This is a genomic window from Martelella sp. (assembly GCF_984369615.1).
Window position 1 is genome coordinate 1 of record NZ_CFHTCS010000242.1, and the last position, 6,777, is coordinate 6,777.

Genomic DNA, 6,777 nt, shown 5'->3' on the forward strand with positions numbered 1-6,777 from the left:
CAGGACCTTCGACATCATCGGCTACATGGTGGCGACGCTGTTCGGTTTCGTGGCGGTGGTCTATCTCGTGGGGCTCTTGGGGCGAGACGGCGCACCGCTCAACGGCTCGCTGCAATATGCGCCGGCGCTGATCGCCATGGCGCTTGCCAGCGCGATCGCCGCTTATCGCGGTCATCCGGTGTGGCGCTATTTCGCCGGCGCCACTGCGATCTTCATCATGTCGCTGACCTTCCGCAGCCTCGACCAGGCCTCATGCGCGATCACCGGCGGACTCGGCACGCACTTCCTCTGGCATATCCTCAATGCAACGGTTCTCGGCATTCTGCTGATGGGCGCGGTCAAGGCCATGCCGCCAGGCCGCCTGGCTGATCAGAGCGAGAAGTAGCCCGTCACCGGCACATGGTCGGAGGGCTTTTCCCAGCCGCGCGCATCGGTGAGGATCTCGAAACGCCGGAAGGCGGGCACGAGATCGGCCGACGACCAGATGTGATCGAGCCTGCGGCCGCGATTGGCCGCGCGCCAGTCCTTGGCGCGGTAGCTCCACCAGGTATAGAGCTTTTCATCCTCAGGCGTGACGTGGCGCATCAGGTCGGTCCAGCCGCCTGCGGCGATCAGGTCGCGCATGCCCTCGGTTTCCACCGGCGTATGGCTCACGACCCTCAGGAGTTGCTTGTGCGACCAGACATCATGCTCCATCGGCGCGATGTTGAGATCACCCACGAGAATGGAACTGACGCCATCCTCGGCATCCGCCTTCAGCGCCTTCATCTCTTCCAGAAAATCGAGCTTGTGGCGGAATTTCGGATTGACCTCCGGATCCGGTTCATCGCCGCCGGCCGGCACATAGAAATTATGCAGGCGGATCCTGCGGCCGCCGACATCGATCACCGCCGCAATGTGCCGGGTATCGCCCATGGCGCAGTAATCGGTCGAAAAGCCTTCCCCCAACGGCAGGCGCGATACGATGGCAACGCCGTGATAGCCCTTCTGGCCGTGAACGGCGATGTGCTCGTAGCCAAGTTCGCGCAGGGGCTTGTAGGGGAACTGGTCGTTCAGGCACTTGATCTCCTGAAGGCAAAGAACATCCGGCGCGTGCTCTTCAAGAAACGCACTGACGATCGGCAGGCGTAGGCGCACCGAGTTGATGTTCCATGTGGTAAGCTTCAGTTCCAAGTCGACGCCTTTCCTGCCTCTGCCCTGGCGCATCGTGCTTTATGCGTCCGAATGGACGCACGGCGCTCTAGGGGGCATCAGCAATAGGCGATTCTCAGCGCAACCGGAAGGCCGTCAGTTGCTCGAACTTGGGCTTGCCATGATCTGGTCGTAGGGGATGCGGAACACGGAGCGGCCGAATTCGACGCCGGTGCGGACGTTGGAGAGGATCACGGTCGTATCCTTGCCCTGGGCGTCGGTAATGGTCCACTGGCGCAACTCATAGGTCTTGCTGTCGAACATCAGCGTGATCACCTGGTCGCCGAAGATCGACTTGTCGCCAAGCACGATGATCGTCAGCCCACTCTGCTGGCGCACATCGCGCACCATTCGGTTTTCGAGATCGATCTGATCGGCGAGAAGCAGGCTGAGCGGCGTGCGCGACAGGGGATAGAAGTCCCAGGTATCAAGCTCGCCATTGCCGACGGCGACATTGCGGCCATCGGCGATCACCTTCAGCGTCGATGGCGCATCATAGTCGAAGCGCAGCTTGCCCGGGCGCTCCAGATAGAACTTGCCGCCGGCCTGGTCACCGCGGGGGCCGAACTGCATGAACTCGCCGGTCATCGTCTTCACCGAGGAGAAATGGTTGGCGATCTTCTGCGCGGCATCGGCCGGCGCCGCCGTGGCGGCCTGGGCGACCTGCTGCGACCCGTCGCGTTTCGTGGGCAGCGGCACGGCCGATGTCTGCGCGAAGGTCGGAGCGGCGGCACAGAACAACATTGCCGCGCCGCCTGCGATCCCGCCCATGAACTGCCGGCGCGACCGTGTGGCGTTTCGGGGCGTGGTCACGTTGCGGTCACTCATCTGTCAATATCCTGAAACTCTGTTAAAGCGCTTCCTGCCCGGCCAAGACGGCTATTTCTGGGCAGACGCCGGATTGTTCGTGCATTCAAAGATGGGACGTCAATTGGACCCTTCAATGATATCGCGCTCCGTCGGCACCAGAATTTCGCGTTTGCCCGCGTGGTTTGCCGGACCGATCACGCCCTCGTCTTCCATCCTTTCGATCAGGCTGGCCGCGCGATTGTAGCCGATGCCGAGGCGGCGCTGGACGTAGGACGTCGAGGCCTTGCCGTCGCGCAGAACGATGGCGACCGCCTGGTCATAGGGATCGTCCGACTTGGAGAGGTTGGACGCGCTGCCGCCATCGGAATCGATCATGTCGTCATCGTCATCCGCCGTGATGGCGTCGAGATAGTCGGGCGTGCCCTGCGTCTTCAGATAGGCGACGATCTCTTCCACTTCGGGGTCCGACACAAACGGCCCGTGGACGCGCTGGATGCGCCCGCCGCCGGCCATGTGCAGCATGTCGCCCTGGCCGAGAAGCTGTTCGGCGCCCTGCTCGCCCAGAATGGTGCGGCTGTCGATCTTGGACGTCACCTGGAAGGAGATGCGCGTCGGGAAGTTCGCCTTGATCGTGCCGGTGATGACATCCACAGAGGGTCTCTGCGTCGCCATGATGACGTGGATACCGGCCGCGCGCGCCATCTGCGCCAGACGCTGGACCGCGCCTTCGATATCCTTGCCGGCGACCATCATCAGGTCGGCCATCTCGTCGATGATGACGACGATATAGGGCATCGGCTCGAGATCGAATTCCTCGGTCTCGTAGATCGCCTCGCCGGTCTCGCGGTCGAAGCCGGTCTGGACGGTGCGCGACAGCGTCTCGCCCTTCTCGGCGGCTTGGCGCACGCGGCTGTTGAAGCCGTCGATATTGCGCACGCCGAGCTTGGCCATGTTCTTGTAGCGCTCTTCCATCTCGCGCACGGTCCATTTGAGCGCGACGACGGCCTTTTTCGGATCGGTCACGACCGGCGACAGCAAATGCGGAATACCGTCATAGACCGAAAGCTCGAGCATTTTCGGATCGATCATGATCAGCCGGCACTCATCCGGCGTCAGCCGGTAGAGCAGCGACAGGATCATGGTGTTGACCGCGACCGACTTACCGGAGCCCGTGGTACCGGCGATCAGCAGATGCGGCATCTTCGCAAGGTCGACCGTGACGCTCTCGCCGCCGATGGTCTTGCCGAGCGCCATGGCGAGTTTGGCCTTGGAACTCTCGAAATCCCGGCTGGCGATGATTTCGCGCAGGAACACGGTTTCGCGATGCGGATTCGGCAATTCGATGCCGATGGCGTTGCGCCCGGGAATGACGGCGACGCGGGCCGAGATCGCCGCCATCGAGCGGGCAATATCATCGGCAAGACCGATGACGCGCGAAGACTTGATGCCGGGCGCGGGCTCCAGTTCGTAAAGGGTGACGACCGGCCCCGGCCGCACATGAATGATCTCGCCCTTGACGCCGAAATCCTCCAGCACCTTCTCCAGCGTGCGGGCGTTGTCCTCCAGAACGTCCTTCGACAGCGCCTTGTCGCGGGCAAGCCCCTTGGGTTCGGCAAGCAGGCTGTGGGAGGGCAGTTCGAAATGGCCGGCGTGATGATGGCCCGCGCGCGACGGGCGGCGGGCGGTCTCGGCGCTTGCCGGTCGCGGCGGCGGGGCCGGGGCGGCAACAACGGGGGCTCGCGAGGCTTCGCGGGCGACGGCCGTGCTGCTTTCCGCCTGGCGATCGCGCCCCTCCGCGCCGGTTCGGCGCGCGGTCGGCATATCGAAATCGGCGCTCAGCACACCGTCGGGCAGATAGTCGTCGTCATCATCCTCGTCATAGCCGGGATCGAAGCCGCCGTTCGCCCCGTCATAGTCGAAGGGCGGCGGGTCGATGGGCGCGTAGCCGCGTTCGCGCCGCGCTTCCGGGTCAACGAGGCTTGGCTCGCCGCGACGCTGGTAGGACGGACGCTCCTCTTCGTCGAGACGTTCGAAACTGTCCTCGTTGAAGTCATAGGGCTCGTCGAACAGGTCGTCTTCTTCATCGACGCGCTTGCGGGCGAAAAGACGGTTGAGGCGCGCGCGCGTGATGTACCAGGAATGCGCCATGTGACCGATGAGCGGCGCGAGCGAGAAGAAGCCGTCGCGCTCCTCCGAAAGATCGGCGACGGAGGGCGCGCCCGGATCATGATCCGTCTGCCGGACAGCGGGCTTTTCGACAACGACCGGCGGCTGGCGCACGATCAGGCCGGCGGCGTAAAGTTGCAGAAAGAGGGCCGGCACCGCGAAGATCGCGCCGACAATCATGGCGGCGACGCCTGCCGGATACTGACCGAGGAACAGCGCCGGAAAGCGCAGGATCAGGTCGCCGGCAACGCCGCCGAGCCCATTCGGCAGCGGCCAGGTGGGCGGCGCGGGAAAACAACCGAGCACGGCCGCCGTCACGAGGCCTGCGCCGAACCAGGCAAAAAGCCGCGAGGGCTTGCGATGGATGGGCCGACCAGCCATCAGCGCCAGCGCCCAGGCCAGCACCGGCAGAAGCGCGAACACGCTCGCCAGACCGAAGGACTGCATCATGATGTCGGCGAAATCGGCGCCGGGATAACCGAGAATATTGGTCGGCAGGCGGCCGGTGGCGTGCAGCCCGCTTGGATCGTCCACATTCCATGTCGCAAGCGCGGCGATCGCCAGGCAGAGGGCAACGAACAGCGCGAAGCCGAAAAGGGCCGCAACATAGCGTCGCACAAAACCGGTGAAGGAGAACTCCCCGCTGCTCTTTTCCCCGTATCGCTCTGCTCGTGCCGCCATGTCTGTCCGTTCCTGAAACTCTGTTCTGATTCGGCCGCCCTCATCGCCGGCGCCTGTTCGGCGGCCGGCACAATGGGCATCGCCGGCAGGCTAGCAGCGATGGGTTAAAGCCTCTTTAACCATCGGAAAACGGAATCACTTCGGCGCAACAAAAAACCCGGGCGAAAACGCCCGGGTTCGCGCGGCCCGCATGATACGGGCCGTAGCTTTGAAGCGGAATTACATGAATTCCGGATAGGCCTCGACGCCGACTTCCGACTTGTCGAGCCCGTCCGCCTCCTCTTCCGGCGAGACACGGATGCCCATGACGGCCTTGAGGATGAACCAGACGATCAGCGATGCGACGAAGGTGAAAGCACCGATCGCAACGATGCCGATCAGCTGAACGCCGAAGGTGGCATCCGAATTCGTGGCCGCAACAATGAACGTGCCCCAGATACCAGCGATCAGGTGAACCGGGATCGCGCCGACAACATCGTCGATCTTCAGCTTGTCGAGCAGCGGAACGAAGACGACGACGATCAAGCCGCCCACGGCGCCGATTGCGAGAGCGGCCGGAACGGTCGGCGTCAGCGGTTCGGCCGTGATCGAGACCAGACCGGCAAGCGCGCCGTTGAGGACCATGGTGACGTCGACCTTCTTGTAGATGATCTGCAGAAGGATCATCGCGACAACGGCACCGGCAGCAGCGGCCAGGTTGGTGTTGACGAAGATCTTGGAGACGTCGCCGGCATCGGCGATCGAGCCGATGGCAAGCTGCGACGCGCCGTTGAAGCCAAACCAGCCGAGCCACAGGATGAAGGTACCGAGAACGGCGAGCGGAATGTTGGAGCCCGGCATCGGGTGAACGGAACCGTCCGCGCCGTATTTGCCCGTACGCGAACCGAGAACCAGAGCACCGGCGAGGGCGGCCCAGCCGCCGACCGAGTGAACCAGCGTCGAACCGGCGAAGTCGGAGAAGCCCATGCCGTCGAGCCAGCCGCCGCCCCATTCCCACGAACCGGTGATCGGATAGAGGATACCGGTCAGAACGACGGTGAAGATAATGAAGGGCCAGAACTTGATACGCTCGGCAACCGTACCCGAAACGATCGAGGCGGTCGTGGCGCAGAAGACCATCTGGAAGAACCAGTCGGACGCGACCGAATAGCCGGCCGAACCATCATCCATGCCGGGCCCCGGGAAGACGTAGGGACCGAAGGAGCCCATGAAGCCGCCGTCAACGCCGGTATACATCAGGTTGTAGCCGGTGAACCAGAACATGATGCCGCCGACCGAATAGAGGGCGATGTTCTTCAGGCCCTGCATGGAGGCGTTCTTCTTGCGCACCAGGCCCATTTCGAGCATGGCGAAGCCGGCTGCCATCCACATGACGAGGAAGCCGCCGATGAGGAACAGCATGGTGTTGAGGATTTCAGCGGTCGCCGGCGAGACGCCGGTTGCCGTCGTCAGGTCGATTACGGTTTCGTCCTGAGCCAGCGCGGGAAGGGCAAAGGAAGCTGCCGCAACCGCCGTGACGCCCGCAAAGAGTTTGAGTTTGGAAGACATAGACTGATTACCCCCTGCTGTCTTACAGCGCTTCGGAATCGGTTTCGCCGGTGCGGATGCGCACGGCCTGTTCGATGGAATAGACAAAGATCTTGCCGTCACCGATCTGGCCGGTCTTCGCGGAGGAGGCGATCGCCTCGACAGCCTTCTCAACCACATCGGCAGCAACCGCGACTTCGATCTTCAGCTTGGGAAGAAAGCTGACGGCATATTCCGTGCCGCGATAAATCTCGGTGTGCCCCTTCTGCCGACCGTACCCCTTGACCTCGGTAACGGTCAGGCCCTGAATGCCGACAGCGGTGAGGGCCTCACGCACCTCATCCAGCTTGAACGGCTTTATGATGGCCATCACAATTTTCATCTGGTTTCCCATCCTTTGTT

General features: G+C 63.0%; 5 protein-coding genes and 1 pseudogene. 1 reads left to right on the forward strand and 5 read right to left on the reverse strand.

The annotated features are described in order from the left end of the window. Window positions 1-385, forward strand: a pseudogene (locus AC5DC2_RS16850) (hypothetical protein); the annotation flags it as partial. Here the strand turns inward: AC5DC2_RS16850 and xth are convergent. From xth to AC5DC2_RS16875, 5 genes are all read right to left on the reverse strand, one after another. Continuing rightward, the gene (gene xth, locus AC5DC2_RS16855) at window positions 370-1,173 is read right to left on the reverse strand and encodes an exodeoxyribonuclease III (protein WP_491699311.1); all 804 of its coding nucleotides are present in this window, start codon (window positions 1,171-1,173) and stop codon (window positions 370-372) included. The pseudogene AC5DC2_RS16850 and the gene xth overlap by 16 nt on opposite strands. Window positions 1,174-1,287: 114 nt before the next feature. Next, on the reverse strand, window positions 1,288-1,962 hold the full coding sequence (locus tag AC5DC2_RS16860) for an outer-membrane lipoprotein carrier protein LolA (protein WP_024708795.1): 675 nt from the start codon (window positions 1,960-1,962) through the stop codon (window positions 1,288-1,290). Window positions 1,963-2,118: 156 nt separating this feature from the next. Beyond that, a complete protein-coding gene (locus tag AC5DC2_RS16865) occupies window positions 2,119-4,848 on the reverse strand; it encodes an FtsK/SpoIIIE family DNA translocase (RefSeq protein ID WP_491699312.1) in 2,730 nt (909 codons plus the stop codon). A 219-nt stretch (window positions 4,849-5,067) separates the two neighbouring features. Then, on the reverse strand, window positions 5,068-6,396 hold the full coding sequence (locus tag AC5DC2_RS16870) for an ammonium transporter (protein ID WP_024708797.1): 1,329 nt from the start codon (window positions 6,394-6,396) through the stop codon (window positions 5,068-5,070). Window positions 6,397-6,418: 22 nt separating this feature from the next. Then, window positions 6,419-6,769 carry a P-II family nitrogen regulator gene (locus AC5DC2_RS16875; RefSeq protein ID WP_018064835.1) on the reverse strand — a complete coding sequence of 117 codons (351 nt, stop codon included), beginning with the start codon at window positions 6,767-6,769 and terminating at the stop codon, window positions 6,419-6,421. Window positions 6,770-6,777 lie beyond the last annotated feature (8 nt).